At 46.6% G+C, this 25,138-nt stretch carries 23 protein-coding genes and 2 pseudogenes; 6 read left to right on the forward strand and 19 right to left on the reverse strand.

The features are described 5' to 3' along the window. Positions 1-355: 355 nt before the first annotated feature. The 3 genes from RIE73_RS15575 to RIE73_RS15585 are packed head-to-tail and all read right to left on the reverse strand — an operon-like array spanning position 356 to position 1,439. Complete coding sequence (locus RIE73_RS15575; RefSeq protein WP_446402038.1) at positions 356-811, reverse strand: ferredoxin; 456 nt, start codon at positions 809-811, stop codon at positions 356-358. Continuing rightward, positions 811-1,197, reverse strand: a complete 387-nt coding sequence (locus RIE73_RS15580; RefSeq protein ID WP_446402039.1) for a DUF1257 domain-containing protein — start codon at positions 1,195-1,197, stop codon at positions 811-813. The genes RIE73_RS15575 and RIE73_RS15580 overlap by 1 nt, the downstream gene beginning before the upstream one ends. 32 nt (positions 1,198-1,229) lie before the next feature. After that, positions 1,230-1,439: a DUF2997 domain-containing protein gene (locus tag RIE73_RS15585; protein WP_446368251.1), complete on the reverse strand. Its 210-nt coding sequence runs from the start codon at positions 1,437-1,439 to the stop codon at positions 1,230-1,232. Positions 1,440-1,824: 385 nt separating this feature from the next. Here RIE73_RS15585 and bioU point away from each other — a divergent pair, with 385 nt between their 5' ends. Beyond that, positions 1,825-2,850 (forward strand): (S)-8-amino-7-oxononanoate synthase BioU, encoded by a 1,026-nt coding sequence (gene bioU / locus RIE73_RS15590; RefSeq protein ID WP_446402040.1) that lies wholly within the window; start codon positions 1,825-1,827, stop codon positions 2,848-2,850. Positions 2,851-2,915: 65 nt separating this feature from the next. On the opposite strand, the gene RIE73_RS15595 is transcribed toward bioU, so the two are convergent. The 5 genes from RIE73_RS15595 to RIE73_RS15615 form a co-directional block, all read right to left on the reverse strand. Beyond that, positions 2,916-3,500, reverse strand: a complete 585-nt coding sequence (locus RIE73_RS15595; RefSeq protein ID WP_446402041.1) for a hypothetical protein — start codon at positions 3,498-3,500, stop codon at positions 2,916-2,918. A gap of 269 nt (positions 3,501-3,769) precedes the next feature. Continuing rightward, a complete protein-coding gene (locus RIE73_RS15600) occupies positions 3,770-4,990 on the reverse strand; it encodes a type II secretion system F family protein (protein ID WP_446402042.1) in 1,221 nt (406 codons plus the stop codon). 94 nt (positions 4,991-5,084) lie between these two features. Then, the gene (locus tag RIE73_RS15605) at positions 5,085-6,215 is read right to left on the reverse strand and encodes a type IV pilus twitching motility protein PilT (protein WP_446402065.1); all 1,131 of its coding nucleotides are present in this window, start codon (positions 6,213-6,215) and stop codon (positions 5,085-5,087) included. Positions 6,216-6,325: 110 nt separating this feature from the next. Continuing rightward, the gene (locus tag RIE73_RS15610) at positions 6,326-8,326 is read right to left on the reverse strand and encodes a GspE/PulE family protein (RefSeq protein WP_446402043.1); all 2,001 of its coding nucleotides are present in this window, start codon (positions 8,324-8,326) and stop codon (positions 6,326-6,328) included. A gap of 382 nt (positions 8,327-8,708) precedes the next feature. Then, a complete protein-coding gene (locus RIE73_RS15615) occupies positions 8,709-9,869 on the reverse strand; it encodes an RRXRR domain-containing protein (RefSeq protein ID WP_446402044.1) in 1,161 nt (386 codons plus the stop codon). A 578-nt stretch (positions 9,870-10,447) separates the two neighbouring features. Between RIE73_RS15615 and grpE the strand changes: the two genes are divergently transcribed. The 5 genes and pseudogenes from grpE (at position 10,448) to rsgA (ending at position 16,122) form a co-directional block, all read left to right on the forward strand. Continuing rightward, on the forward strand, positions 10,448-11,257 hold the full coding sequence (grpE, locus tag RIE73_RS15620) for a nucleotide exchange factor GrpE (protein WP_446402045.1): 810 nt from the start codon (positions 10,448-10,450) through the stop codon (positions 11,255-11,257). 142 nt (positions 11,258-11,399) lie between these two features. After that, complete coding sequence (dnaK, locus tag RIE73_RS15625) at positions 11,400-13,370, forward strand: molecular chaperone DnaK (RefSeq protein ID WP_446402046.1); 1,971 nt, start codon at positions 11,400-11,402, stop codon at positions 13,368-13,370. A 166-nt stretch (positions 13,371-13,536) separates the two neighbouring features. Then, complete coding sequence (gene dnaJ, locus RIE73_RS15630; RefSeq protein WP_446402047.1) at positions 13,537-14,667, forward strand: molecular chaperone DnaJ; 1,131 nt, start codon at positions 13,537-13,539, stop codon at positions 14,665-14,667. Then, positions 14,664-14,933 (forward strand): sulfurtransferase TusA family protein, encoded by a 270-nt coding sequence (locus RIE73_RS15635; protein ID WP_446402048.1) that lies wholly within the window; start codon positions 14,664-14,666, stop codon positions 14,931-14,933. The genes dnaJ and RIE73_RS15635 overlap by 4 nt, the downstream gene beginning before the upstream one ends. After that, positions 14,930-16,122: pseudogene (rsgA, locus tag RIE73_RS15640) on the forward strand (small ribosomal subunit biogenesis GTPase RsgA). Before RIE73_RS15635 ends, rsgA begins: the two are co-directional and overlap by 4 nt. A gap of 53 nt (positions 16,123-16,175) precedes the next feature. On the opposite strand, the gene RIE73_RS15645 reads toward rsgA, so the two are convergent. From RIE73_RS15645 to RIE73_RS15695, 11 genes and pseudogenes are all read right to left on the reverse strand, one after another. After that, complete coding sequence (locus RIE73_RS15645; RefSeq protein ID WP_446402049.1) at positions 16,176-16,496, reverse strand: DUF5615 family PIN-like protein; 321 nt, start codon at positions 16,494-16,496, stop codon at positions 16,176-16,178. 750 nt (positions 16,497-17,246) lie between these two features. Continuing rightward, positions 17,247-17,648, reverse strand: a complete 402-nt coding sequence (locus tag RIE73_RS15650) for a hypothetical protein (RefSeq protein WP_446402050.1) — start codon at positions 17,646-17,648, stop codon at positions 17,247-17,249. 186 nt (positions 17,649-17,834) lie between these two features. Then, on the reverse strand, positions 17,835-18,452 hold the full coding sequence (locus RIE73_RS15655; RefSeq protein ID WP_446402051.1) for a hypothetical protein: 618 nt from the start codon (positions 18,450-18,452) through the stop codon (positions 17,835-17,837). A 131-nt stretch (positions 18,453-18,583) separates the two neighbouring features. Continuing rightward, complete coding sequence (locus RIE73_RS15660) at positions 18,584-19,609, reverse strand: RAMP superfamily CRISPR-associated protein (protein WP_446402052.1); 1,026 nt, start codon at positions 19,607-19,609, stop codon at positions 18,584-18,586. Continuing rightward, positions 19,606-20,115, reverse strand: a complete 510-nt coding sequence (locus RIE73_RS15665) for a hypothetical protein (protein ID WP_446402053.1) — start codon at positions 20,113-20,115, stop codon at positions 19,606-19,608. The genes RIE73_RS15660 and RIE73_RS15665 overlap by 4 nt, the downstream gene beginning before the upstream one ends. A gap of 130 nt (positions 20,116-20,245) precedes the next feature. Continuing rightward, positions 20,246-21,181 carry an RAMP superfamily CRISPR-associated protein gene (locus tag RIE73_RS15670; RefSeq protein ID WP_446402054.1) on the reverse strand — a complete coding sequence of 312 codons (936 nt, stop codon included), beginning with the start codon at positions 21,179-21,181 and terminating at the stop codon, positions 20,246-20,248. A 30-nt stretch (positions 21,182-21,211) separates the two neighbouring features. Next, the gene (locus RIE73_RS15675; protein WP_446402055.1) at positions 21,212-21,832 is read right to left on the reverse strand and encodes a hypothetical protein; all 621 of its coding nucleotides are present in this window, start codon (positions 21,830-21,832) and stop codon (positions 21,212-21,214) included. Positions 21,833-22,122: 290 nt separating this feature from the next. Further along, positions 22,123-23,070 (reverse strand): type III CRISPR-associated RAMP protein Csx7, encoded by a 948-nt coding sequence (csx7, locus tag RIE73_RS15680; RefSeq protein WP_446402066.1) that lies wholly within the window; start codon positions 23,068-23,070, stop codon positions 22,123-22,125. A gap of 124 nt (positions 23,071-23,194) precedes the next feature. After that, positions 23,195-23,428, reverse strand: a pseudogene (locus RIE73_RS15685) (Uma2 family endonuclease); the annotation flags it as partial. Between the two features lie 22 nt (positions 23,429-23,450). Continuing rightward, complete coding sequence (locus RIE73_RS15690) at positions 23,451-24,563, reverse strand: putative CRISPR-associated protein (RefSeq protein WP_446402056.1); 1,113 nt, start codon at positions 24,561-24,563, stop codon at positions 23,451-23,453. A 15-nt stretch (positions 24,564-24,578) separates the two neighbouring features. Beyond that, positions 24,579-25,136, reverse strand: a complete 558-nt coding sequence (locus tag RIE73_RS15695) for a hypothetical protein (protein WP_446402057.1) — start codon at positions 25,134-25,136, stop codon at positions 24,579-24,581. Positions 25,137-25,138 lie beyond the last annotated feature (2 nt).

Genomic DNA, 25,138 nt, shown 5'->3' on the forward strand with positions numbered 1-25,138 from the left:
GACGTGCGCCCTGCACCGACGTGCGCCCTGTTAACTACGTATTACTCCTTTATATTAGCACAGGCGCTACCTGTTGGGGCACGGCAATGCCGTGCCCCTACCATATACCATAAATGGCGTTTGTACGTAAGTCCTGTTATATACCCTGGGCTAACGATAAGCTAAAAGGCTACCAACCCAAGCCAAGACAAATTTGTTCCCTGTTCCCCTTCCTAACCAAAATGTCCCGCCTTAGACCTATAGCCGCTGAAATTATTGCCGATGGGCGCACGCCGTGCGCCCCTACGAACATAACAAAAAACCTCAATGGAAATAACCATCGAGGATTTATATACCAAAAACTGTAATGAACACCCTATTGTTTTGGGCTTGACTTTGACTTATATTGTTTAAGCGCTTTCTTGCGCCGCATTTTGGTTGCTACGACAGCCGACTCAATCGGAAATCCAGCCACTGGAATGACCTGAAACTGTCGGTCTTCTTCTAGCTGCTTGAGTTCGGTGTAATCTACCCAGTGAATACAATTGACGGGACAGGTATCAATTGCTTCTTGGATTAAATCTTCTGGGTCACCATCTTGGCGAAAGGCACGCGCTCGCCCATGATCTGGCTCGATGTAAAATGTATTGTGAGCTGTATGGGCACAATGCTTACAGCCAATACAGGTGATTTCATCGACATAAACACCTTTCTGCCGCAGCTCACCACCGAGTTCCGGTTCTAACCCTGAACGCTCTGGTGCATCTCGGAAGACGCCGCCGAGTTCCGGTTCTAACCCTGAACGCTCTGGTGTTGAGGAAAAATCAGACATTACGCACTCCAGCGTTGTACGACTAAACGGATAGAACCGTCTTGATTCTTTTCTTGTTGGGCAACTTGAAACCCTTGCTTGGCAGTTTCGTTCATTACGGTATGAAAGGCATACCGTTGGGTGATGCGGTTGAGGAAACCCTCGACGGATAAAGGCTGTTGCCAGTATTGGAGGTCAGCAACTAGCTCGTATTCTTTGCCATTCCAGGCAAAACCAACATCGTAGTTATTCTCTTGTTCGATAACAACTTCGGCGGTTCGGGTTTGACCCTGATACCCACGCACTTGACTCGGACCGGCTTTCCAATCTACGCCAAGGTCAGTTAACGCCGATTGTAAAGAGGTCAGATTGCGGATTTGAGTTTTGATGTTGCTGAAATGTGACATTTTGGTTAAATTCGCTAAATGAACAAAAAAACTTACCAAGCGCTATAGGTCGCTTGAGCGGTTGCTGTTGCCGACTGCTGAGTCGGTTGGGTAAAGTATTCCGATGTCTGCTCCATTGAGACGACTTGCCCCAACTGAGCTTCAATGGCAGCAGTCACTTCCGCACAAGAGGCGCCAACGATACCCGTGACTTTCTCTTGCACTCGACCATCTGGATAAATGACAAATTCTAAGGTTTCCATCAGTTTGTTAACGGTTGGGTCAGTCCTCCAGTTCTGTGCTGTAACACCAATTAAGCGACAGCCTCTGAGACTACACGACAAGCTATCTCGCTAGTTGAGCAGTCTCTTGTTATTATTCGCATAATAGCGAATTAAACCTTAACAGAAATTAATACTTGATTGGTATCATACACTAACCTTTTGTTAAGTTTCGCGTATCTTGCTCTCCCAGTCAAGCGGCAGGATTGCCTAAATTGCGTTCTTAACAAAAAGATACATAGGGATGAGGCACAGGAAAGGTGGGGGAACTGGGGGAGCGGAGGGAGCTGGGGGAGCAGAGGGAGCTGGGGGAGCGGGGGAAGTGGTGAGAGATAATGGAAGTTTGTGTGATTTAAGGTGTATCGCTATGAGTGAGACCGATAAGACGAATTTGATGGATTCTACGGTAAACAAACCCATTCGAGTCGGTATTTTAGGCTTTGGCGGATTAGGACAAGCGGCGGCTAGAGTGCTGGCGGGCAAACGGGAGATGATTTGGGTCGCGGCTGCTGATAAACAAGGCTGGGCGTATAATGCAACGGGTTTAGATCCCGATCGCGTGATCGCAATGTATCATAATCAAGGGTCACTGGGGTATCTCGAACCCGCAGGCACTCTCAGCAATAACACGATTGCTGATTTAATCGAAAATGCGGCGGTGGATGGCTATTTCCTTGCCCTACCTAATTTGCCGAATACGTTTATGGCATCAGTCGCCCGCCAGTTTATCCAATCGGGGTGGCGGGGGGTACTTGTAGACGCCCTCAAACGCACCAGTGCGGTAGAACAGTTAGTCGCCATGAAAGATGAACTCCAAGCCGCCGGAATCACCTATATGGCGGGATGTGGTGCCACACCAGGACTGTTAACGGCGGCGGCAGCGATCGCGGCTCAAAGCTATGCTGAAATACACAGCGTTAAAATTACCTTTGGTGTCGGTATTGCCAATTGGGACGCCTATCGTGCCACCATTCGAGAAGATATTGCCCACCTTCCCGGCTACGATGTGGAACAGGCACGTCAGATGAGTGATGCCGATGTGGAAGCGCTTCTGGATCAAACCAATGGCATCCTCACCTTAGAGAATATGGAACATGCCGATGATATCATGTTGGAATTAGCTGGAATATGCTCTCGCGATCGCGTCACCGTCGGCGGCGTTGTTGATACTCGCAATCCCAAAAAACCCTTAAGTACCAATGTCCAGATAACCGGACGCACCTTTGAGGGCAAAACTTCAACCCACACCTTTACCCTCGGTGACGAAACCAGTATGGCGGCTAACGTCTGTGGTCCTGCCTTTGGCTATCTCAAAGCCGGGATATCATTCCATCAACGAGGTGTTTACGGTTTATTGACATCAGCTGAAGTGATGCCACAGTTTGTTCGATAGTCTATGGTGATTGGGGATTGGGGAAGACCGAATGTAGAGACGTAGCATGCTACGTCTCTACATTCCTAAGCCGGTGGACGTTCAGTAGACAAGCTTTCTAATTGTTCCTCCTCCATCGCATAATCTGGACTCTGCATGACAAACGGTAAACAAGCACCCGATAACCCCCGTTGAATTCGTTGAGGTGTGTCTGGGAAAATCACAAATAACGGATAAATGCGGTCAACGCCTTCGCTGAGAATATGTTGATGGCGGGGGGGCATCAACCATTCATAATCTTTATCAAGCAACACTTGCGTCTGACGCCAACGACTCAATAAATCCGAAAAATCTTCATGGGGGCGATGAATGAAAATGAGAATTTCCACCCCCATTTTTATTTTCCATTCCGGATCACACATCAACATGGCAACATCACAAGGTAAGCCAACCGTTCCATTCAAGCTGTTGAGATTAGCATGTCCTGTTGAGGATTGGAGATGGCGCAAGCGGATAATAGGTAAAGGAATCGTGATCACACTTTCTGAGGGGCGGCGCATACTCGGAATCATTTCCAAGTAAGGTCGATATTGCTTCAGTAGCGCTAATGCCCCCTGATGGTGGCTATATTCGGCTAAACTGGTTTCGTAATTAGATGGCTTAACTGGCATTTTTAAATAAGTGGCTATTTACTAACGTCTGGTTGATTCGTTTAAATACTATTCACAAACAGTCGTGGAGAATCAGTAGAGGTTGCTCAGGTTGTTAGTACCACTCCCTAGAACTTTACGCTTAAAATCCTTACCTTGCAGGCTTTCAGTGATGCGTGAAGAGTGGCTTGATGTCCGCCATGCTATACGAGTGGCTGAATCAACGTGGCAAATCCTCTACCATCAGACGATGGGAATCAACGATCCCTATCCGGCAAATGCTGCCCGATTTAACCCAATGTTTCAAAGACTTTAAACATGGGCAGATACATAGAAACCAGGATTGTACCAACCATTCCCCCTAAGACAATGATCATCACCGGTTCTAAAATACTGGTTAATGCTTTTACAGTTTGTTCGACTTCATCTTCATAGAAATCGGCAACCTTCATCAGCATTGAATCCAATTCCCCGGTTTCTTCACCCACACTAATCATCTGAATCGCTAGACCTGGAAAAACTTGCTCGTTTTGCAGGGCAACGCTGATCAAACCCCCTTGCTGAATCTCGTATTTGGCAGCTTCCACGGCATTGGCAATCACCTGGTTCCCGGCTGTATCCCGAACAATATCTAAGGCATTGAGAATGGGTACCCCCGAACGAGTCAACGTACCGAAAACGCGGCAAAATCGGGCAACGGATGATTTTTCATTCAGTTCCCCAAACAGAGGCAGTTTCAACAGGAGTCCATCAATTTGCAGACGACCCGCTGGGGTTTTGTAGTACTGCTTAACGACAACCGTGGTCACGATAATCACCACAATCGGAATCAGAATTTTCCAGCTTCTGAGAAAACCACTCAACCAAAGCATAAAGGCAGTCAAGGCGGGTAACTCGCCACCGATTTCTTGGAAAATCCCGGCAAAGATGGGAATCAGGAACATGGTCATTCCCAAAAACACCAACACAGCAAAGCCACCCACCACCAGAGGATACGTCATTGCCGACTTAATCTGGTTTTGCAGCCGCGCCATATCTTCTAGCAGCTTGGCTAATCGGTTGAGAACTTCATCTAGGACACCCCCAACCTCCCCCGCTTGCACCATACTGACATAGAGTTGGTCGAAGCAGGCGGGATGTTCACTCATAGCATCCGAGAGACTGGTTCCCTGCTGCACCTCACTACTGATGGTCGTTAGCGATTTTTTCAGCTTGGGATTGTCACATTGGTCAGATAGGATACCCAGACAGCGCACGATAGCGACCCCAGCATTAACCATCACCGCAAATTGCCGGGAAAAAACGGCTCGGTCTTTGACGGTGACGCTCGTCATCATTTCCTGGAGTGCCTCTAAATTCAGGTCTTCCAGGCTAAATGCTTTCTGAATACTACCGACACTGGAATATTGATTTTGCAAGTGGGCACGGGCTTGATCCGTCGAGAGAGCTTGAACTTTCTCTTTTTTGGCGTTTCCTTTGGAATCCCGAACCTCAGCGATGAAGGTAGGCATGGCTTGCGTCTGAATGAAAAAAGGATGGAAGGGAAGGGTTAGTTATCCCGTGATGGTTTTTACTTTTTTTCACGACAGAACTAACCCGGATAACTTAACGAGTCTTGGCACCAACTTTACCGCCTTTGGCACCAGCACCTGCCATTCCAGCGGCACCGCCGAGAATACGCTGTAACTCGTCGGGCTTAGAACTCTTGGAGATAGCTGCCTCAAAGGAAATTGTTCCCTGTTTGACTAAATTAGCCAATGTCTGTTCCATGGTGATCATGCCCATTTTCATCCCGGTTTGGATAGCGGAATACATTTGGGACACTTTTCCTTCACGAATCAGGTTAGAGATGGCGGGGGTGACAATCATAATTTCCTGTGCCATTGCCCGACCAAATTCCCCGGGTTTCGGGTTTTTCTTGGGCACCAAGGTTTGACTGAAGACGGCGACTAAAGAGTTGGAGAGTTGAGCTTGGACTTGAGGTTGTTGTTCGGGGGGGAACACGTCCAGCATCCGGTTCACTGTTTGAGAGGCGGAACTGGTGTGCAAGGTGCCCATGACCAAGTGACCGGTTTCTGCGGCTGAAATTGCCAGTGAAATGGTTTCCAAGTCCCGCATCTCGCCGACCAGAATCACATCCGGATCTTCCCGTAAGGCGGCTTTGAGCGCATTGGCAAAGCTTTTGGTATCTTCACCTTTTTGACGTTGGTGAACTAAGCTTTTAATGTTGGGGAAGACGTATTCCACCGGGTCTTCGACGGTGAGAATATGTTCCGGTCGGGTGCGATTAATCAAATCAATCATTGCCGCCAGGGTGGTGGTCTTTCCAGAACCCGTTGGTCCGGTGACCAGCACTAATCCCCGAGGACGTTCGCTCATTTCCCGGACAATATCCGGTAGACCTAACATATCAAAGTTAGGAATCTTGGAGGACAATGCTCGCAAGCAAGCCGCGTAGTAGCCGCGCTCCTTATAAACATTGACCCGGAAACGAGCCAATCCCTTCACCCCATAAGAGCAATCCAATTCCCAGTTCTGCTCCAATTCCTTGCGCTGGCTATTATTGAGCATACTGAAGATCAGCTTCTGACATTCTTGGGGATTCAGGGGGTCTTCCCCAAAGGGTTGGAGTTTGCCACTAATGCGGAAATAGACCGGTGCCCCGGCTTGAATATGCATATCGGAGCCACCCATTTCAATGAGCTGCTCCATCAAGTCTTCAATCATTAAGTCCATTGGCATGGCGTTGTCTCCCAATACGAATCAGTTGTTGGTTGTCAGTGTTTGTTGATTAATCAATTGTTGTTGGGGGGAAGCCAAAAACAATTCATCAATAGCCGCAGCAGTTAGTCACGGAAACGCGGGGTCATACAGTAGGGACAGTCTAACCACTCCGGTTCTAACCCAGCGCCGCAAGTGCTACAGGAGAGGGATTGTTTGCGTTTGGCTTTCAGTTCTGCCTCCAGACCGGAATCAGTAAACGTTACCCGTTCGACTTCTTCCAACGTGGTATGACCTTCCTGCACCAGATTTAAACTGTAGGATAATAGGGTTTTCATCCCTTCTTCAACTGCCGCTTCTTTGATCCGTTCGGTCGGCGCTCCTTCATTGATTAGGAGTTGCAGTCGTTCGGTGTTCCGCATGACTTCATACACACCGACTCGTCCTTTGTACCCGATCCCCTTACATTTTTGACAGAGTGCGCCTTTGGCACGAGCGTCGGCAATTTCATCGGGTTGTAGGGTATTGGCTTTATAGAACGTGACTTCTCCTTCACTGGAGGCGGACAGACCAAATCGAGCGAGTTCAGCACCCGTAGGCTGGTAAGGCATGCGGCATTCAGTACAAACCCGCCGCATCAGACGTTGGGCTAACACGCCCAAGAGCGCACCGGACACCATGAAGGGTTCGACGCCCATTTCATCTAGGCGGGGAATAGCACCGGCGGCGTCGTTGGTATGCAGCGTAGTCAAGACTAAGTGTCCGGTGAGCGCCGCTTCAATCGCGGTTTTCGCCGTTTCCTTATCTCGCGTCTCACCCACCAGAATCACATCCGGGTCTTGGCGGAGAAATGAGCGGAGAATCGAGGCAAAGTCCATGCCTTTTTCCCGCAGTACCTGGACCTGAGTAATACCGGGTAAGGAATACTCAATCGGGTCTTCTGCGGTGCTGATATTGACGCCGGGATCATTGCGTTCTGCCAGGATAGAATAGAGGGTTGTGGATTTACCCGAACCCGTAGGACCCGTGACCAAGATCAATCCAAAGGGACGTGCTGCCATGTCTCGGACAATTTCCAAACTTTCTGGGTCAGTGATCAGAATGTCCAAACCTAGCTGAGTGCTGGAGTTATCTAAAATCCGCAGCACAATCTTTTCACCATAGCGGCTGGGTAGGGTACTGACTCGGAAGTCAACCTTACGCCCTTGGAACATGCGCCGAATTCTGCCGTCTTGGGGCAATCGGCGTTCAGCGATGTCCAAATCTGCCATAATTTTGAAGCGAGCCGCAACGGCATCTTTGATTTTTTTCGGTAAGGGATCGAAGGCTTGCCGCAGTACGCCATCTTTACGGAAACGAACCCGCAAGTATTCTTCCTGAGGTTCAATGTGAATGTCAGAAACTTCTTCTTGTAGGGCTTTGGCGAGGATTTTATTCACCAAGTTAATTACCGGGGCACCACCGGCTTCACCCGCGACTTTCGAGATGTCTTCTTCCGTTTCCTCGGGTGCATCAGACAGGGTTAAATTATCAAGATCCTGACTGATGTTGGTCTGCTTGGCGGCTTCCTGTTCCTTCTCTTGTGCCAGTTTTTGATCCCGATATTGATTAATCAGATACTGATAATCTTCCTGGGTAATCACCATCCGCCGTAGTCCAATTCCTTGAGGGCGGAGAATCCGGTTGAGATCATCTTGGGCATCGAGATTATCCGGATCAACCATTGCCACCAGAACCGATGGGGGTTGACCATCATTTTTGGATAACGGCACCAAACGATAGCGACTACAGATGTCAATGGGAATTAGGCTTTCGATCAGTTCCTTGACTTGGTGACCGGATATTTCGCTAAGTTCCGGATCAAGGGATTCAACACCGTAAAGTATTTTGAGTTCAAACAGTTGCTGTTTCTTGTACTGACGGATTAAGTCGGGTGGTAACTGACGCCCAGTAATTGATTCAACGACATCGGTCAGAGGTCGTCCTGACTTCCGGCTTTCTGCCAATGCCTGCCGCATTTGAGAGTCATCAACGTAACCTGATTGAACCAGTTTATTTCCAAAGGGCGAAAAATCGTTTTTGACAACAAGGGCACGTCTTGCTGATGATGATGGGGATTGAGTCATAGTGGGTGAGACGATCTCCTTAAAGATTACAGAATTCCTAAAAGTTTTAGCGTTTGTCGTACTGGAGGAAGCGACAACGGTAACCCCATTGCCTTGCCGCCAATTTGAATAAAAGGGCTTGACGGATCTCAGAATGGCTCCCTTCTCACTGGGTTTAGATCAGAGTGCCCATGCTGGGAAACACGTTGAGGCGTGAATAAGGTTGGATGCCAACATGCTGGAGTTACCAATATCCTGGCAAGGGTGAAATGCAAGTCTTCAGATAATCTAAATGTGATAGAATTCTGACTGAATTCAACATATTCGCGGGAATCCTCGCCCTCAACTCTCGTAGGGCGAGGAGGGATAGCGGGATGCCGGAAGAATGGAGGCATCCAATTTTTTACGCTACACATAAGCCGTTATTTCTCTTAATTAACTCGACTTTGCTAGGAGCAAACTGCCCAATCCGTTTCCAGGTATAGTCACAAACAGAGATATTTTTGGTCTTTTTGGTATCGGTAAACCCGCCAACGTAACCGATGTAGATTTTTCCGGCTTTCTCTGCTCTAACCAAATCACCGATCCTTAGACCAAACGGAGTGATTGTCCCGCCCTTACGTTTCCTTGTCCCTGACTTATCCGGTACTTCAAAGTGTAATTGACGGCGGAAAAAGCCATACTCTTTTCCCCGCTTCACTGCACCAGGGCGGGTGATGATTTTAAACGGAGAGGAAGTGACATTAACGCTACCCCTGTGGGTGTAACCGTGGGAGTTAGAGCCAGTAAACGGGACATATTTGATGAAATACCCGCAAGCCAACGTCACCCCATCAACCGCGTGAGTTTCTGGTTTGGCTATGGACTTGTTAACCTTATCCTTCTCTAACCCTAGCTGGGTTCGGAGTTGGGATGTACCGTTCCCATCCTTTTGCCAACCTTCGCGGACATAGACGGGGGCGATTGTTTCCATTTGGGATATTGCCCAATTCTGACCTGTCATCACTGGGGAGAAGCCCTTGCCCGATTTGGCACGTTTGCGTTGGGTTTGATCTACATCAGCCTTGACCCGCTCATAACCAATCGCCGTCACCGGGAAGATAGCCGCTAATTCCATAACTGTCCGCAACTCCAGTTGCCGTGAGGCTTTAATGGATGGGGGAAGTTTACACTGTTTGCGGTTATCGAACTTGCATTGCCGATGGTTACGCTGTTTGAACGGGACATTCCGATTGATTCTTCGTCCCCGCCGTCCCCGTCGTAACATGGCACGGGTTTCCATCCGTTTCTTGACCCGTCCAAACGGGAGGATAAGGTGTAGTTGTAGCAGAGTGCATTTAGCCGACTGAACACCGACACCGGAGTAAGACTTGCCCGGATCGACTCCAACGGTAATGGGCTGCACTTCCTCAGCCGATGATGATCGGGTGAGTTGGACGTAATAGACTCCTAGGTCTGACCATTTTCCCACTGCTCTACCAACATTCACCCACCGTCTAGCCCTGGATGGTTTGGTGGGCATTAAAGGTTTTCCTTCTTTACTGACTACTGGAACACGATTCATAGATATAATCCACTCGTGTAAATGTTTACGTCTCTTAAGGCATTGATAGGGGTGTGTCCTGGAATTAGAGGGTGCCTAGAGATTCCTAGACCTACATAGAGTCCGAACTAGAGAAACGTTCGGAAGTGATTATCCCCTACCAACTCATGCCCTATTCATGACTTCCTGGCAAGTTCCCTCTGCCAATCCCTAACCTCAACGAAGTAGGTTAGGGTTCATGAAAATTAGTCCTCTATACCCTGATAGAATACTCTATCCCTTATTATAGATGGGGATACCGCCTCAAGTTTTATCTTAACCGTTTCCTCGGACTCCTAGAGTGCCTCCGCCCCAAAATCCTCAACGTAACAGGCTATGTCTCTACGGCGAGAACTCCTGTTTAGCTGTGATTGAATCAATAGACACATTAACAACAGACAATTTTCCCCAGTATGTACTAGGATTTGAGGAGGTAGCAATCCGGACTTGATGCCTGGGACTTTAGCCTACCCAAAATCTTGCCGTTAATCTGGGCAAGGTAAATGTTGCCATCCCTTGAAGGAGCAGGAGATTGATTGAGTTTTTAGTACGAGTGAATTATGAGTGACGAAGACAAACAACCAAATACTACGTTGCAACAAACAGATGAGCAGAAGGCCGTGAATTCAGATAACCCCGATTTAAATGAGGCAACTTCTGAGGAGGAGGTTGGCACACAACCCGATGTTGAATCACCATCAACGGCAGAAGCGGCAACCGCTGAAGTGACAACCGAAGCGGCAGAAACTTCGACAGCGCAAGGTGTGGAGAGTGAGTCTGCTGAATCGACATCCGCCGGATTGCCCGGTCAGCAAGAGGATGTCGCGGTGATCGAAACCTTAAAGCAGGAAAATGAACTCCTCAAAACCCAAATGGAGGAAGTTAATCAGCAATTTGAAGCCTTTAAAACCCAATCCATGCGGATGGCAGCGGATTTTGATAACTTCCGCAAGCGGACGGCTAAAGAAAAAGAAGATTTAGAACATCAAGTTAAGCGTAATACTCTCGGCGAGTTATTATCCGTGGTCGATAACTTTGAGCGGGCGCGATCGCAAATCAAACCTCAAAATGATGGGGAGATGGCGGTGCATAAGAGTTATCAGGGCATTTACAAGCAACTGGTGGAATGCTTCAAACGCCTAGGAGTTTCGCCGATGCGTCCGGAAGGAACGGAGTTTGATCCCAATTTCCACGAAGCGGTGATGCGACAGCCGAGTGAGGAATATGAGGAAGGAATTGTGATCGAACAGCTTATGCGGGGCTATTTCTTGGGCGATCGCGTATTGCGCCATGCCATGGTTAAAGTTGCTGCGGCTCCAGAGCCCGTGGTAACCTCAGAGGAAGAAACCTCGACAGAACCAGAAAGTTAAGCGGCACGGGGATACTCCCCTACAGGTGTCTGCCTAGAAAAATCAACCCTAAACCACGGTTGAGCGAACGATAGGTGAAGTCTGTAGGCACAGATTACCACCTTAAAAAGAAAACCTTACCGATCAGATAGGCCGAAGCGCTATGGGAAAAGTCATTGGCATCGACCTGGGCACAACAAATAGTTGCGTGGCTGTCCTCGAAGGCGGTCAGCCCCTCGTCATTTCCAGTACGGAAGGCGGACGAACCACACCGAGTATTGTGGGATTTGGTAAATCGAATGAGCGCTTGGTTGGTCAACTAGCGAAGCGTCAGGCCGTTCCCAATGCTGAAAATACTGTCCATAGTATTAAACGGTTTATTGGTCGTCGATGGGAGGACACAGTAGAGGAGCGATCGCGAGTTCCCTATAACTGTGTTAAGGGTCGCGACGATACGGTTGATGTCCAGATCCGCTCTCATCAATATACACCGCAGGAAATCTCTGCCATGATCCTGCAAAAGCTGAAAGCGGATGCCGAAAACTTTCTTGGTGAACCCGTAGAACAAGCGGTAATCACAGTGCCTGCCTATTTTACGGATGCTCAACGACAAGCAACCAAAGACTCTGGAACCATTGCGGGTTTAGAAGTGCTGCGGATTATCAACGAACCCACTGCCGCAGCATTGGCCTATGGGCTGGACAAGCAAGAGGAAGAACACCAAGTTCTTGTCTTTGACTTAGGCGGCGGTACATTTGATGTCTCGGTGATGCAACTGGGTGATGGCGTATTTGAAGTCAAAGCTACCTCAGGCAACAACCATTTAGGCGGCGATGACTTCGATAACGTGATCGTGCGCTGGATGATCGAAGAGTTCAAAGAGCAAGAAGGCATCGATATCGGGTCGGATAAAATGGCGCTCCAGCGCTTACGAGAAGCCGCCGAAAAAGCCAAAATTGAACTCTCTAGCATGTTAAACACCTCGATCAATCTGCCGTTTATTACCGCAGATGAAACAGGTCCTAAACATCTAGAAATGGAATTGTCGCGAGCGAAGTTTGAAGAACTGGCAAGCGACTTGATCAAAGGCACAGTTGAACCCGTCAAACAGGCGCTCAAAGATTGCGAACTCAAGCCCGATGATATTGACCGGATTCTGCTGGTTGGGGGTTCGACTCGCATCCCCGCCGTCCAGAAAGCAATTAGTAAGTTTTTCGGCGGTCGCCAGCCCGATAAATCGGTCAACCCCGATGAAGCGGTTGCCCTAGGCGCAGCCATTCAAGGGGGCGTCTTGGGTGGTGAAGTTGAAGACTTGTTGCTGCTCGACGTAACTCCATTGTCACTGGGGATTGAAACCTTAGGCGAAGTGTTCACCAAAATTATCGAGCGTAACACCACGATCCCCACCAGTAAATCGCAAATCTTTTCCACAGCGACGGACGGACAAACCTCTGTGGAAATTCATGTCCTCCAGGGTGAACGGGCGATGGCTCGTGATAACAAGAGCCTGGGTAAGTTTCTACTGACAGGCATTCCGCCGGCTCCCAGGGGTGTGCCTCAAATTGAGGTATCCTTTGATATTGATGTTAATGGAATTCTTAACGTCTCAGCGGCGGATAAAGGCACAGGACGAGAGCAAAGCATCCGGATTACCAACACTGGTGGATTGAATAGTAGCGAAGTGGAACGGATGCGCCAAGAAGCCGAGCAATTCGCCGAAGAAGACCGCCGTCGGATGCAACTGGTGGAACTGAAAAATCAAGCCGAAAGCCTCTTCTACAGTTACGAATCAACCCTAAAAGATAACGCCGAGTTGGTACGCGAGGACTTGAAGGCGCAGGGAGAGAAGAAAAAGCAACAGCTACAAGCGGCGCTCAAAGATCCCTCAATGGCAGTGGAGGAGGTTAAACAGCAACTGGAATCATTCCAACAAACCCTGTTTACCATTGGTGCAGCCGTCTACCAAGAGAGTGCGCCCGATTTGGAACCCGATGAAATTAGCGAAAGCGAGGAGGAACTTGCCTCACCCGTAGAGGTTAGCGAACCCTCTGAATCGGAACCCGAAGAAGAAGAGTTAATTCTTAACTTTGATGATGAAACGGTAAATAATACTGACTATGAAACAGTTGATTAAGGTAATACCTAGATGTAAGTAGCAATTCGCTGGTTTTTTATCCAAAATAGATAGACGTGCAGGTGATCTGGATATCAGCCATCGGTGGCGATAAAACCAATTCTCTGTACAAACTATCGCAATTAACCCACCTCCGTAACGTAATCCAACCCTCCCGCATTGCTCTATGCCTGACTACTATGAGACTCTCGGCGTCTCTCGCGACGCTGACAAAGAAGAAATAAAGCGGGCTTACCGTCGCCTTGCCCGAAAGTACCATCCCGACGTAAACAAGGAACAAGGAGCGGAAGAGCGATTTAAAGAAATTAATCGAGCTTACGAAATCCTGTCCGAACCCGAAATGAAGGCACGATACGACCGCTTTGGTGAGGCGGGTGTATCCTCCGGTGCTGGTGCTGGAGCCGGCTATGCCGATTTCGGGGATATGGGTTTTGCTGATATTTTTGAAAGCTTCTTCAGCGGTTTTGCTGGAGGTATGGGTCAGCAAACGGCACGTCGGCGGGGTGGACCGACGCGAGGGGATGACCTGCGCCTCGACTTGAAATTAGAATTTCGGGAAGCTGTATTCGGTGGGGAAAAGGAAATTCGCATTCCTCACCTAGAAAACTGTAATACCTGTAACGGTACGGGGGCTAAACCGGGAACTCGACCGCGTACCTGTTCGACTTGTAGCGGCTCAGGACAAGTGCGTCGCGCCACTCGTACCCCCTTTGGCAGTTTCACGCAAGTGTCCGTCTGTCCAACCTGTAACGGCGAAGGACAGGTGGTTGAGGATAAATGTGAAACCTGCGGGGGAGCCGGTCGCCAACAAGAAACCAAGAAGCTGAAAATTACGATTCCCCCCGGTGTGGATAATGGGACAAGGCTCCGGGTGTCTAAGGAAGGAGATGCTGGATTACGGGGGGGTCCTCCAGGGGATTTATATGTTTACCTCTTTGTTGAGGAAGATGCTGAATTTCAGCGGGATGGAATTAATATTCTGTCGGATCTGAAAATTAGCTACTTACAAGCGATTTTAGGCTGTCGCCTCCAGGTGAATACCGTTGATGGTCCAGTGGAGTTGAAGATTCCCCCAGGCACCCAGCCGAATACGGTGTTAACGTTGGAAAATCATGGCGTGCCAAAATTAGGGAATCCGGTGAGTCGGGGCGATCATTTGATTACGATTCAAATCGACATACCCACCCGCATCACAGCCGAGGAACGGGAGTTGCTGGAGAAGCTGGCAAGAATTAAAGGCGATCGCACGGGTCAAGGGGGTATAGAAGGCTTTTTGGGAGGACTGTTTCGCGGATGAGTAAGCCAACGGTATCGACAATTAATCAGACACCCGATGCTCAACTGGATTTACGAGGTACCCCTTGTCCGATTAACTTTGTGCGGACGAAGCTACGGCTAGAACAAATGACGCCCGGATCTTTACTAGAAGTGTGGCTTGATCCGGGGGAACCGATTGAACAGGTTCCCGACAGTCTGGCGATGGCAGGGTATCCAATTGAGGCACTCAAAGACCACACAGACTACTTTGCCCTAAGAGTGCGGCGTCCGCAAGCCTCTGCATGAGTGAGGGAGTCCATATCCCACCGTCTGAGTTATCTGACCCCTTATTGGGGACAGTTCTGGCAGTTCAGGCGAATTTCTATCAGGTTCGATTAGAGTCAAAACTCAGCCAGGGCGGGTTTTGTACAAACGATACAATCCATAACCAGCAGCAAATCCCTAAACCCGCCCCTACAAATCAGGTTCCCGATCAACCTAGCTTTGGGTCAACACTCAACACTCAACACTCAACACTTTACTGTGTACCCGTCGTTCCCGATTGAAAAAAATAGGTCAACGGGTGATGGTGGGCGATCGCGTGGTCATTGAGGAACCCGACTGGACAGGGAATCGAGGGGCGATCGCCGAAGTTCTCCCCCGGAAAACCCAACTGGATCGTCCTCCTGTAGCTAATGCTGAACAAATTCTGTTGGTGTTTGCTTTAGCAGAACCTACCCTGGATGCGTATCAACTGAGTCGCTTTTTAGTCAAGGCAGAATCGACAGGTTTCCAGGTATGTTTGTGTCTCAACAAAAGTGATTTAGTCACCCCAGAAGAACAACAGCAGTGGCAGCAGCGCTTGAACGCCTGGGGATACCAACCCCTATTTATCAGCGTTTACAATAATATCGGTTTAGCCGAACTGAGCGATCGCTTAAATCAGAACATTACTGTCTTGGCGGGATTGTCTGGCGTGGGGAAATCTAGCTTAATTAACCAACTCGCCCCCGAAGCCAACCTGCGCGTGGGAGAAGTCACCGGAAAATTAGGACGGGGACGCCACACCACCCGCCATGTGGAATTGTTTGAATTACCCCAAGGGGGTTTATTAGCAGATACGCCGGGATTTAATCAGCCGGACTTGGATTGCACGCCAGCCGATTTAATCCATTATTTCCCCGAAGCCAGACAACGGTTAGCGGTAGCCAGTTGTCAGTTTAGTGATTGCTTACATCGGGATGAACCCAACTGTGCAGTCCGGGGAGACTGGGAACGTTATGATCATTATCTGGGGTTCTTAGAGGAAGCGATCGCGCGTCAGGAACGCTTAAACCAACAAGCTGATCCCGAGTCCACTCTCAAGGCGAAAGCTAAAGGAAAGGGACAAACCCAGTACGAACCCAAGTTAAAAACCAAGAAATATCGGCGGCGATCGCGGCGGACTCAACAGCAGGATTTGGAGGAACTCTATCAGGAAATGGAAGATTTATGAAGTAGTCGGACTTTCATTAAAGATTGTTTGTCAAACCCCCCTACTGCTCACAACTAAAAAGGTAGATACTCAACAACATTAAGCCATTCCCCAGAGTCTGACGCCAGAGCAATCAGTTCTAAATCTTTCACAAACTGCCCAATCGTACCTCCTAACTGATGTCCAAATATCAACCCAGCAAAACGCCGTTCTTGACGTTGCCAATCCTCAGCCAAGGCTTTAAAGCGAATATCTTGAGTAAACAAAACTCGACCCAGCGAACCAGCACGTTCTAGAAGTGCATCATCAGCTAACTCGGCTGAATTGTCTTCAATTGCCGTGAGAACATCTACATCCCGACGACGCAATTGATCCGTAAATTCGCTTATCTTCACTTTTCTAATGTTGCTACAAAGCCAGTCGTGGCGTGACACAGCTAAAATTGTGGGATAGATTTTGCGGTGAAAAGGGGCGCACGCCATGCGCCCCTACAATTCTAATCCACCAATTAAGGTGTGTCAGTCCGCCATCGTGGGTTAGGCGGGTATTCCATGAAGAAAGTCACCCTTTAATGTAATATTTACGCCGTAACCCACTAACAATTAGACGGATAGAATGGTCAAACGTCCCCTTGCGGGGAAGAGGTGAAAGACGACTCAACAGTTGAGTCAACTTCTAGAGGCGTGTTTCCATCCCCTTGCGGGGTAAGTTTATCAAGCGATTACCGCTTGCGGAAGCTTAACTCCTCTAGCCAAATCAAAGATAACTGTACTGGGTCGAAAAGTCAAGTTGGTAAGCTGTCATGCATTTAAATTGGGTATTAGTAGCGAGCAAGATGCTCGCACTCCAAGGATTTTGCCCTTGTTGGCATTAAGGTTTAAATGCCGAACAGCTTATCAACTCAAAAAAGCAGTATGAATTCGGGGAGAGTGGTAGCACATTAGTAATTCTCCCCGGTGAGGGAGGATGATTACCCTGATACAGCGGTTGGCAACCGCGTGAGGTACACCGGAATGTAGGGGCGCAAGGCTTGCGCCCTTATCGATGTACCGCATTAGACGGGAAATTGCTATAAGAAATTGGGAAAGCTCATTGTTGTTACTGTACCTCATAGCAGCGCGAAGTGCTGTATCATCCAGATATGTCTAGTTCTCTTTACCAGACTCGGGCTTAACTTGCTCCCCATCAAGATTGTTGAAAAACAAGTCAGGGCGGTTACTCATATCCAAGTTTTGCCAAAGTTGGACAAGGTTATTAGCGCCAACGATGAGCGCTGAGAAAATTGCCACCAGTATCTGAAGTTTCCGCAAATGCTTCCAAGAACAAAAGGATTTTTTAGGTTGGAAATTTGCGGGGTTTTGCGTCTGCTTCGAGTGTTTCAGGTTTTCTTTGAACTTATCCGTCAAAACCAACGGGTGTAGATTGTTGTCCGGTACGTCATCTTGGAGCGTAAAGTCATGACCATCCGGTGATGGCTGTGCAGATAAATCTAATTTGGCTAAACCTGCTACAGGGTCAGCCACCAATGACTTCGAGTCTTTTTGCATTGTTCGTTACCTATTGTTAAATACGCCAGCTAGAAGTTGCTTGCAACAGTTGAGTCGATTTTGAGTGCTTATTCAGACATCTTTACTCCCGAATATGTATCAATTTTTACCAACTCACGTTTTGACCATGAGCTTACCTTCTATCTTAATCTCAGAGCAATCTCAATGACCACCACAAAAGTTCTTTTACCCAACGCATTTCACCTTTTTGAGACTTCCATCTTCCTTGAGAGACACAACCTCAACTTTGACCATTTGCCCTTCAGAGAGCAATTTCGCCTTTTTTGGCTCTTTTTCCGTTAATTTAATCGTTTCCAGAATCGTATATGTTACTTTATTTCCTTTAATAGCTGTAACCGTCGCGTCCAAGACTTGACCCACTTTAAAATCATGAGTGCTAACCACCTCAGCAATTTCAGCTTGACGCGCTGACTCAACAACGGGGGCGCTAATTTCGCCAACAGGTTCAGCGTTTTGGTAATAGCGCATTAGCCGATAAGACCAGCCTAAAATATGTAACATGACTGGGGGATTATCTTGATAGGCTTTTAGGTATTGGTTACAAGCATTGTCAATCGCTTGGTAATAGTTAGACGTTCGCTTACTATGTCCAATTTGTCTGCCATTTCTGACCAATGTTTTGAGATAATCAAACAATTTTGTTCCGTCTTGGTTGGCGTAATTGCGAAGATAGGCGATCGCTTTTCCCAGTTCATTGGCGTCTGTATCTGCTTGAACCAGAGTTTGCGCGATCGCGTGGGCAATTTGCCACTGGACTTCGGTTAAGTCTTCAGTTACTACCATACAGAAGGGATTGATAAAATTAAGTTAAAAGGCTAAACTGCACTGAGGTAATAATCTGGAAAGAACCTCTCCCCCAGCCCCTCTCCTGCGAGGAGAGGGGAGTTGTTTTGGGGGTTGGGGGGTTAGGTTTTCTAATACATTCCCTCCGGCGGTTCTCTATCTGTAGGATATCCCAATACCTTGACTAATTCCTGTAATGGCTGGGATTGCACTAATTCTCGATGCGCCGCCTGAATTGCTTGTTGGATAAACTGTTGCAAGGGTTTTCCAGTAAGGGGTTGGGATTGGGTTTGGTAGGATAAATAGCGATCGCGTATATTATCGACAGATTCTACACTCGTTACCTCAACCGTCATTGTCCCCATTCCAATCGGTTTACCGCCACCCACTTTAAGTGCAATTGCATTCAGTTTATCTTGTCCGAGTACAATCAGTAGGGTTCCCAGTTCCCCTTTGGTTAAGTTTCGATAGGGTAATGATGTGCTAAAACCAACCGTTTTCACGGCTTGTTGTACTGATATTCCCTGCTGTTGTCCTTTATCGATAGCCCGATTCGTGTGATAATAAAACTTACGTCCCGCCACCTTTCCTTGGTTAAAATAACCTGGGTATTCATCAGGATGAGGACGATAGAGAGAAGGCATAAATCCGGGGCGAAATTCAGTTAATTCACACTCAGCATCATTAAACTGAATTAACCCTTGCCAATTCAGCGCCCCAAATACCCGACAAGCCGGACAAAGTTTAGTTTGATCACGACATTCCTGATAGCCTGGGGGGATTTGATTCGATTTTGCCTTGGTTTTACACAAACAACTACGGGTAATCGCTTCATAGGTAGACCGTACCACACCTTTAAGCGAACTACCGGGAATCATTAACTGTCCGGCGCTTCCCTGAATCATCGTTTTAATCAAAGGAATCGACTTTTGTCCCACATCCGTTCCCAGGGCGACAACTCCCGTAGAAACGTGTAATCCAGTTTGAACCGTTAATTGTAGATGTAATGTTCCATGAACGTGATCGCGATAATATTGATCTTGTCCTTTAGGCGGTTTTAATTGCGGCTTCTGTTTCGGTAAAGGGATGAGATGATAGGGTTTTGGGGCAGTAATTTGGGAGGGTTGAGAGCGGGGACGGGGTTTATTATAACTCATGTTGACCTCTCCACAGTTAAAGCTACAAAATGCACCGTTGCGGTGGGTTGAGCGATAAAATAACGCTGGGCTAATTTCGGCTGATTAGGGGAAGTATTTCTCACATCCAGACTCTCCGGATAAATAAGCGATCGCGGAAATCGGGTTTCATTGCTAGGATACCCATAAGCTGGGCGTTGTTCAGTTTTCCAATAGTTTTTCTTCTCAGACTCACCGATATCTATGCGGTCTTGTATAATCGATTTAAAGCCCGGAACCTCACCCGTATTCGATAAAACCAGGACGCTATAACGCTCAGATTGGCATTTCCAGCGCAATTCGCGATCGCAATTAAACATCTGTCCTTCGGGAGAGGGAAAATCATCCGGTAATTTTTCCACAATTCCACTCACTTGATGACTCCAGCGCAGAAAATAATAACTCGGCGTCGTCGCTAGCTGTTCCACTAATTCTCTTAACTCCGTTTCCGTGAGTAACTCTTCACAAACACCAACAAAAGGACTCATGCTGCACCTGCTTCCACTGTAACTTTTTACGGCAAGTCTAGAAACCTGAGTCGGGGCGGGTTTAATTATAGCAGTAGACACATCGATTAGGACTTTCGGCACCATTGTAGAGACGCGCCATGGCGCGTCTCTACACTCTCTGACGCCAAGCCCGAACCGCCCGCATAAATAAATCCTGAACTTGTTCCTTTCCTTGCCAATTTAACTGGACTCCAAACCCCAGCGCCATTGATTCCGCCCGCACAGGAGTATCTTGCCTATCATTAGCTGGAAAACCATACCGTTCTCGTTCCGCTTCCGCCAAAAACATACCAGCCCCCAAAAGTTGATTATCTTGCCATTCACCACCACCGCCCAGACTACGAATCCGTTGATTTTCAACAACACAACCCGGATATTGGACAACCGCCTGGTTTAACTTTACCTCCACAATTCCCAAACCGCGAGACTTAGCAAACCCCAAACCAAACCAGCCCTCATCTAAATCGCGCAGCACCAAACCAATTAATCCTAGTTGGGCTAACGAGAAGTTTTTCAGATGGAGTTTAGTCTGAAACTCCCCCGCCGTACAAACTTGATAATTAAACGGTCCCACCGCCACCGAACCAAACACGCGATCAATCGCCACACCATTCCGTTCTTCCAGTTTCACAGGTTGAGACTCAACTGGATAAGCATCCTCAATTCTCACCCGACTGGCAATTGATGTATTACCAAACATCTGATCCGTAAAAGAAGATAACTTATAAAGTTCAGAAGCTGACTCATCTTTTAGATAGTGATATGTATCATTTAACGGATCATTTGCCCAGAGGCTATTCAGATTATCAGGATTCCGATGATCCCGTCCCACCGTTCTCACAATTCGTTCCGCATGGGCGCGAATTGCCCCTTTTAGAGAACTTCCAGGTAAATAAACTGAACGCCCTCCCCCATGATAGGTTTCCACAAATTCCATATCCGGCTTCGTGGGATCAGCACCTTCCCGTCCTGACTTAATCAGAATCGGACCACAGGGAATTAAACTAAAATCAATCGTACATTGATTAACCAATCGTTTGTGCATAATCTCAATTGATCTTAAACTACCTATCCTTTAAGCCGCGACTAACGTATCGAGTTGGGCTTCACAGTGTTGAAAAATAGAGTGAACAGCAGCAAAAAGTTGATCAAGATTTTCAATAATGTATGGAGTCGTATGTTTGGTAAATACATTACCTTCTAGCTTGCCAAACTGCCAGAATTCACCATTAGACACAATCCCAAAGACAGTAATCTGAGGCTGTTGATTCAGGCGTTGAGCCGCCACCATTTCGGCTGCACACTGACCCCACCCTTCCTTAAACTTATCTTGTTTTGCCTCAACCAGTAAGAAATAGGGTTGGTCAAAAACCACTTTTCCCAGGGGAGAACGTTTAGCTAAAATATACTCCGGAAATCCCGAAAGCGTCTCATCGTAATTAAGGGATTCATGACTCCATAAAATAAACTTACTCGAATAACATTTCCAGACTTGTTTCAGCACCGGATAAATAAGATTCTCACAAATAGCAAACTCTGAATTATTCACCACCCCTTCCCGCATCACCATCTGGAGATCTTCCCGGAAATAGTCCGGAATATCAAAAGGAGATTCAACAATAAAATTCGCCTCAGTATAACTAATCTGAAACTCCTGGATAACATCCGCAATACTTTTGTACTTACTAAATGACATAATCACCTCACATCATTGCGTTCGTAGTTGCGCTGTCTTCGCCCTAAACGTCACATCACCCACCCCAATTGTAATTCCTACGTAGGGTGCGTTAGCGGAGCGTAACGCACCGTTGAACAAAAGCGAGTTTCTTGTTCAATTATCGGTAACCCGCCAAAATCAATCCCTAAACCCGCCCCTAAGATAGGGTATCGCATTTCCTGTGAACAAGGGCGGGTTTTGTTGTTCAGGTATCGGTGACAAGCGAGATTAAGTCCCTAAACCCGCCCCTACAATAAATTGATACATCATCACCTCGTATTCACCTCAGCATTCTGATTTTCCAGATTTTCCAAATAACCAATCAAAGATTGTACCCACTGGTCTTTATACCCTTTACCATCCTCATAAGCTGAACCCTCATTATTAACCATTTTCTTAAGATAATTCAGTAACTTACCCGCATCAACCTCATCCCGATTACTTTCATCCCTAGCATCAAACCAATCCATCCGCTCAACCTCCAATTTAACCACACCCAAACCCCGCGAACGCCCTCCCCCCAGTGGAATTTGTTCCATCTCAAACTGATGTAACCCAATCATTAATAATCCCAACTCCCAATCCTCAGCATTTTCCACCACCGCCTTAAACGCAAAAGGAGTTCCCGCTGGAACCACTTGAAAATCATACAATTTCCCATCAGCCGCCGTTTCCGTATCCCTATCAATCGCCACCCCATCCCGTTCTTGATATTGACCAAACCAATAATCTGACAGTACCATCAAATCTCGAACTTGGAACTTACTCGCCAGCCAAGGCGAACCAAATAGATGAGATGTCAAATCCTCGTGTTTTAGAATATCAATAATAATTTTTGTCAATTTTTTGTCCATTTTAAATTGTTTTTTTGGATCATCTTTAAGTTCTTCTTCAATATCTTGTTTTATTTGCTCTAGCCCTCTTCTGAGAATACGATTATCGCTATCCCGTATTGATTTAGCCGGAATAGATGATTCTGCTTCTAGGGTTGGATTAGCCGCCAAACTCGGATCGATACCACGCAGGAAGCTTTCCAAGCGCGATCGCAAAGCTCCCTTAAAACTAGCTCCGGGTATCAGTGGTTTACCCAACGCATCTTTAATCACAGGTAAATCCGAACCAATTGGTTCCGTAGAACGCCCTGCACTAATTCGTAGTGCAGTTATCGTCATCAACTTCCCGCTAATTTCCAAACGATTCTTAAAACAATCAAACACAACATTATCTCCCAGTTTGTAGTTGCGCTGTCTTCGCCCTAAACCTTCGCCTCCCCACCACCAACCCATGACTAACTCAAACTCAACCAACTAAACACATCTTGAACCGATAACCGTATCTCCCCAAAGAACGCCCACCAAAAGTACAGCGCAATTCAGTAAACGCACGAGCTATTTTCTTAGGAACACTAACTTGATTGATAGTCGGAGCTAAAAACGCTTGGATAGCGCTGTGTTTTCCTTTAGGCATTGATTTTTGGTATATTTTACCATCGATATACTCACTTGCGGGTTCTGTTTCTGGAAGTTGCAGGAAATCGGTTAAGGAATATTGGGGAGGGGATTCAGTAAAAGACATGAAATAAATTAGTCGTTGGATACTATTTTGTAAATTCTTTTGCTAGGTGTAGTGCAATAGTATTTGTTTCAACAAGGTCACGCCCAGTTGTTTCAATACATAAACCTAATCCTTGATCTGTCCAAGTTAAAACAAATTCAACAATACCATTAGGTTTAGTTCGCCGTATTGGGTTAGTACGTCTTGGATTCCAAGGCAAAGAATTGACAACCCTTTTCACATAAGGTGAACGACGAATTTTTTGAGCAAATACTTGAAGAACATCTTTCCCATGATCATCTCTGATACTAATAGATTTTTTCTCAGGTTCAGTATCATCCATAGGAATTAGCGAGAGCCGTGTACTTTCTTGTTTATCAAATTGTAAACGAGATCGCTCGTGAAATAGAACGCCCATTGCTGAAAGAGCAATATAGGAGGTATTATCTATCCACTCTTCATCAATAATTGATTCTATATAACCACATTTTAGGCTTTCTTCAAGTTCTGATTTTGCAATTAGGTTTTTATCTGCAAGTTGTTCAAAAAATAGATAGTTATTCAACCAAAAAACTAGGTCAAGGGCAACAGGTTGTGGGGGTAACTCAATTACCTCGGAAAATTTTTCAAACAAGTAGTAAACTGGGATTTCCAAAGCTTGCCCAATCATACCAGCAAAAGAAATTTGTGCTTTATAACCCCCAGTAGCATTAATCGCTATAACTTCTGGTGAAAAATTCCTTACTTCTGTGCTAATTTCACAGACTAGGTTTTTAAGACCTTGTTGCTTAAATGTCTTGACATCATCATCTCTGAGTCCTTCGAGAACTCGGACTTCGACCTGCTCAAACTGCAATGGATTACTAGCGTTATTGTAATACAGTTTCAGAATCTCTCCAATTACTTGACCATCTGCTGTATCAGAGACAAGGAAAATTAAACGTATTCTTGGGTTGAGAAATCCTTTCTCACAAATGCTTGTGATTGAGTTAATTTCTGCTCCACATATACGTTCATTATTTTTTCGCTGTAGCAGTAATCGTGATAACTGATTCCAGTTCTTTCCTTCAAAGGCTTGTTTGATTGATTCTTCTTGTGAAAACTTTAGATTATTAAAAAGACTGGTACCTACCGTGCAAATGAGTGTATTTCGCATAACTGTTAACTCCAACTATTTTTTGAGATTTTTATTGGGTTTGGTCTTGAAGCCTTTTTGTTCCAACTCCTGAGCATTTGAAAATTTTATCTCACCAACTCTGGCAGTATGTTCTCGTGCAAGATATCCCAGGTAAAGTTGAGTTAACTTTAAATGAATATCCTGTTCGAGCAGAGTCTCTCTAGCCTCTAAATATTCTTTCAGTTCCTCTTCCTCTCTAAGGCTATTTTTAACTCGGCTTAAAATATCCTTTGCATCCTTAATTAGTTCTTCTAGTTGATTGGCTACTACTAAAGCAAAAACACCTTTGGGTTTTTGAATTTTCCAAACTCGGCTTGATTCGCTTCGCCCTATTTGATAGCGAATTTGGGTTTTAATTGCTTCTAACGAGGATGTTTCAGTCGAAAAAGATAAAATATTTCTGAAAGGCGACTTTTTATCTGCTTTCTCTATTTCAAATTCCTGAGCTATACCTTGCATACGTGGGATTATTGTATTTATTTGAACGTCTATTTCTTTATCCAGTCTCAAGGTCAACCGGGTTTCTAAATCTAATCCAGTACTAGCTATCATAA

This window comes from Coleofasciculus sp. C1-SOL-03 (assembly GCF_040220555.1).
Lineage (GTDB): Bacteria > Cyanobacteriota > Cyanobacteriia > Cyanobacteriales > Coleofasciculaceae > Coleofasciculus.

Bases quoted from the DNA above. Each gene is read 5' to 3' on its own strand.
- RIE73_RS15615 (WP_446402044.1), bottom strand. From the start codon at position 9,869: ATGAATCGTGTTCCAGTAGTCAGTAAAGAAGGAAAACCTTTAATGCCC.
- RIE73_RS15595 (WP_446402041.1), bottom strand. From the start codon at position 3,500: ATGCCAGTTAAGCCATCTAATTACGAAACCAGTTTAGCCGAATATAGC.
- RIE73_RS15675 (WP_446402055.1), bottom strand. From the start codon at position 21,832: ATGTCATTTAGTAAGTACAAAAGTATTGCGGATGTTATCCAGGAGTTT.
- RIE73_RS15600 (WP_446402042.1), bottom strand. From the start codon at position 4,990: ATGCCTACCTTCATCGCTGAGGTTCGGGATTCCAAAGGAAACGCCAAA.
- RIE73_RS15670 (WP_446402054.1), bottom strand. From the start codon at position 21,181: ATGCACAAACGATTGGTTAATCAATGTACGATTGATTTTAGTTTAATT.
- dnaJ (WP_446402047.1), top strand. From the start codon at position 13,537: ATGCCTGACTACTATGAGACTCTCGGCGTCTCTCGCGACGCTGACAAA.
- grpE (WP_446402045.1), top strand. From the start codon at position 10,448: ATGAGTGACGAAGACAAACAACCAAATACTACGTTGCAACAAACAGAT.
- RIE73_RS15690 (WP_446402056.1), bottom strand. From the start codon at position 24,563: ATGCGAAATACACTCATTTGCACGGTAGGTACCAGTCTTTTTAATAAT.
- RIE73_RS15655 (WP_446402051.1), bottom strand. From the start codon at position 18,452: ATGGTAGTAACTGAAGACTTAACCGAAGTCCAGTGGCAAATTGCCCAC.
- RIE73_RS15605 (WP_446402065.1), bottom strand. From the start codon at position 6,215: ATGGACTTAATGATTGAAGACTTGATGGAGCAGCTCATTGAAATGGGT.
- RIE73_RS15650 (WP_446402050.1), bottom strand. From the start codon at position 17,648: ATGCAAAAAGACTCGAAGTCATTGGTGGCTGACCCTGTAGCAGGTTTA.
- RIE73_RS15610 (WP_446402043.1), bottom strand. From the start codon at position 8,326: ATGACTCAATCCCCATCATCATCAGCAAGACGTGCCCTTGTTGTCAAA.
- RIE73_RS15635 (WP_446402048.1), top strand. From the start codon at position 14,664: ATGAGTAAGCCAACGGTATCGACAATTAATCAGACACCCGATGCTCAA.
- RIE73_RS15660 (WP_446402052.1), bottom strand. From the start codon at position 19,609: ATGAGTTATAATAAACCCCGTCCCCGCTCTCAACCCTCCCAAATTACT.
- RIE73_RS15580 (WP_446402039.1), bottom strand. From the start codon at position 1,197: ATGTCACATTTCAGCAACATCAAAACTCAAATCCGCAATCTGACCTCT.
- RIE73_RS15665 (WP_446402053.1), bottom strand. From the start codon at position 20,115: ATGAGTCCTTTTGTTGGTGTTTGTGAAGAGTTACTCACGGAAACGGAG.
- dnaK (WP_446402046.1), top strand. From the start codon at position 11,400: ATGGGAAAAGTCATTGGCATCGACCTGGGCACAACAAATAGTTGCGTG.
- RIE73_RS15585 (WP_446368251.1), bottom strand. From the start codon at position 1,439: ATGGAAACCTTAGAATTTGTCATTTATCCAGATGGTCGAGTGCAAGAG.
- RIE73_RS15575 (WP_446402038.1), bottom strand. From the start codon at position 811: ATGTCTGATTTTTCCTCAACACCAGAGCGTTCAGGGTTAGAACCGGAA.
- RIE73_RS15695 (WP_446402057.1), bottom strand. From the start codon at position 25,136: ATGATAGCTAGTACTGGATTAGATTTAGAAACCCGGTTGACCTTGAGA.
- bioU (WP_446402040.1), top strand. From the start codon at position 1,825: ATGAGTGAGACCGATAAGACGAATTTGATGGATTCTACGGTAAACAAA.